A 2,839-nucleotide genomic window follows, 5' to 3' on the forward strand; every position below is an offset into this window, starting at 1 on the left:
CTGCTGCGGCGAAGCAGGGAGGGCGGCGGGAGAAGCGGCGGAAGAGCGGGAGCGGCGGGCGGTCATGGGCGGAGGGGATCTGGTGTGCTGGATATTAATTGGCACATTAATTAATTCAAGGCCTGTTACAAAGAAGGCCGGCGCAGCGCTGTCGCGCCGACGCCGGCCCGGCCTTGTCTTCGGAGAGGGGCCTTATTGCCGCGCGTTGCGCCGGTTATCCGGCCACGGCGTGTTGAAGTTGGTGCGGAATGGATTGATGTCCAGGCCGCCGCGCCGCGTATAGCGCGCGTAGACGGCCAGCTTGACCGGCTTGCACTGGCGCAGCACGTCCATGAAGATGCGCTCGACGCACTGCTCGTGGAACTCGTTGTGATTGCGGAACGAGATCAGGTACTTCAGCAGCCCTTCCTGGTCGATCGGCGCGCCGACATAGCGGATCTGCACGCTGCCCCAGTCCGGCTGCCCGGTGACCAGGCAGTTCGACTTGAGCAGATGCGAGACCAGCGTCTCCTCGACCGGCGTCTCTTCCTGGTCGGCGCGCAGCAGCTGCGGCGCCGGCTCGTAGATGTCGGTCTCGATGTCGAGGCGGTCCAGCAGCAGGCCGTCGAGCTCGCCCATCTGCTGGCGGCCGAAGTCCGGCTCGGCCGTCAGGCGCACCTGCACCGCGCCGCCGGTCGCTTCGGACAGGTCGTTGCGCAGCAGCTGCTGCAGCGCCTCCGGCGATTCCAGCCGGGTCTGGTTGAAGCTGTTCAGGTACAGCTTGAACGACTTCGATTCGATGATGTTCGGCGTGTCGGCCGGAATGATGAAGCTGGCCAGCGCCACCTGGGGCTTGCCCTTCGGATTGAGCCAGGACAGCTCGTAGGCATTCCAGATGTCCACGCCGAAGAACGGCACCGCGCGGCCGTCGGGCAGGCCGATCTCGGCGCGCTTGGGCGCGCGCGGGATCGGAAACAGCAGGCTGGCGTCGTACTCGGTCTTGTAGGCCGAGACTTTGCCCAGCGGCGAATGTTCGGGCACGGTCATGAGGACTCCTGTCGGGGTTCCGCTATTCAGCGGTTCGGCGTTCGGCGGTTCGGCGATCCGTCGATCAAGCGATTTCCGCAATCCGGCGGTTCGGCCACCCGGCGTGACGGCGGCGGACGGCAGCCGCCGTCACGCCAGGAACAGCTTGTAGACCGGATTGTCGGTTTCTTCCCAGTGTAAGTAACCGAGCGTGGCAAGGAAGGCCCGGAATTCGCGCTTCTCGTTCTTCGGCACCTGGATGCCGACCAGGATGTTGGACGTGTCGGCGCCTTGGTTCCGGTAGTGGAACAGGCTGATGTTCCAGTTCGGGCTCATGCTCGACAGGAACTTCATCAGCGCGCCCGGACGCTCGGGGAATTCGAAGCGGTACAGCAGCTCGTCCTGCGCCAGCGCGGAGTGCCCGCCGACCATATAGCGGATGTGCTGCTTGGCCAGTTCGTCGTTGGACAGGTCCAGCGCCGCGAAACCATGGCGGCGGAAGCTCGCGGCGATCTTGTCGCTCTCGGCGCGGCTGCCGATCTGCACGCCGACGAAGATGTGGGCGAGCTGGTTGTCGGCGATGCGGTAGTTGAACTCGGTCACGTTGCGCGTGCCCAGCTGCTCGCAGAAGCGGCGGAAGCTGCCGCGCTCCTCGGGGATGGTCACCGCGAACACCGCCTCGCGCGCCTCGCCGACCTCGGCCCGCTCGGCCACGAAGCGCAGGCGGTCGAAGTTCATGTTGGCGCCCGAGGCGATCGCCACCAGGTTCTTGCCCTTGAGCTTCTCGCGCTCGGCATAGGCCTTCAGGCCGGCGACGGCCAGCGCGCCCGAGGGCTCCAGGATGCTGCGGGTGTCCTGGAACACGTCCTTGACGCCCGCGCACAGCGCGTCGGTGTCGACCAGCACGATCTCGTCGACCAGTTCGCGCGCGATGCGGAAGGTTTCCTTGCCGGCCAGCTTGACCGCGGTGCCGTCCGAGAACAGGCCCACGTCCTTGAGTTCGACGCGCTTGCCGGCCTCGATCGAGCGCTTCATCGCGTCGGAGTCGACCGTCTGCACGCCGATCACCTTGATTTCGGGCCGCACGGCCTTGATGTACGACGCCACGCCGGCGATCAGCCCGCCGCCGCCGATGGCGACGAACACCGCGTGCAGCGGGCCCGGGTGCTGGCGCAGGATTTCCATCGCCACGGTACCCTGGCCGGCGATCACCTCGGGATCGTCGAACGGATGGATGAAGGTCAGCTTGTGCTTGCGCTGCAGTTCGGCGGCGTGCTGGTAGGCGTCGCTGTACGACTCGCCGTGCAGCACGACCTGCACCCACTTGCCGCCGTGCTTGCGCACCGCGTCGATCTTGACCTGGGGCGTCGTCACCGGCATCGCGATGATGGCCTTGCACTCCATCCGCGCCGCGGCCAGCGCGACGCCCTGCGCGTGATTGCCGGCCGAGGCGGCGATCACGCCGCGCTTGAGTTCGTCGGCGGTCAGCGAGGCCATCTTGTTGTAGGCGCCGCGCAGCTTGAACGAAAACACCGGCTGGGTGTCCTCGCGCTTGAACCAGACCCCGTTGCCAATTCGCGCCGACAGTTCGCGGGCGTAGGTCAGCTCGGTCTCCTGCGCCACGTCGTACACCTTGGCGGTCAGGATCTTCTTCAGGTAGTCGGGTTTGCTGGCTGTCTTGCGGGTCATGTCGACGACCGGCGCGGGGCCGGATTGGATGGACGGAAGAAGGCGGAGGGCCGGCGCCGGGGGACGGGGCGCAGGGCGGCTCGGGGTCGCGGCGCGCGATGCTTGCGCCGCCCCGGCATCGGCCTTGGCGTTCGGGAAACCGCTA

Annotated in this window: 2 protein-coding genes; both read right to left on the reverse strand. The window is 66.8% G+C overall.

Annotation, left to right across the window (positions count from 1 at the left end; translation table 11 throughout):
- Positions 1–192 precede the first annotated feature (192 nt).
- Positions 193–1,026, reverse strand: coding sequence for an NADPH-dependent 7-cyano-7-deazaguanine reductase QueF (gene queF / locus AC6EI8_RS25765; protein ID WP_149320148.1), 834 nt, complete (start codon positions 1,024–1,026; stop codon positions 193–195).
- A 129-nt stretch (positions 1,027–1,155) separates the two neighbouring features.
- On the reverse strand, positions 1,156–2,694 hold the full coding sequence (gene ilvA, locus AC6EI8_RS25770; protein ID WP_149320149.1) for a threonine ammonia-lyase, biosynthetic: 1,539 nt from the start codon (positions 2,692–2,694) through the stop codon (positions 1,156–1,158).
- Positions 2,695–2,839: the final 145 nt, after the last annotated feature.

This window comes from Cupriavidus sp. R6-3 (assembly GCF_059772245.1).

Coding starts and splice junctions, on each gene's coding strand:
- queF (WP_149320148.1), bottom strand. CDS start 1,026: ATGACCGTGCCCGAACATTCGCCGCTGGGCAAAGTCTCGGCCTACAAG.
- ilvA (WP_149320149.1), bottom strand. CDS start 2,694: ATGACCCGCAAGACAGCCAGCAAACCCGACTACCTGAAGAAGATCCTG.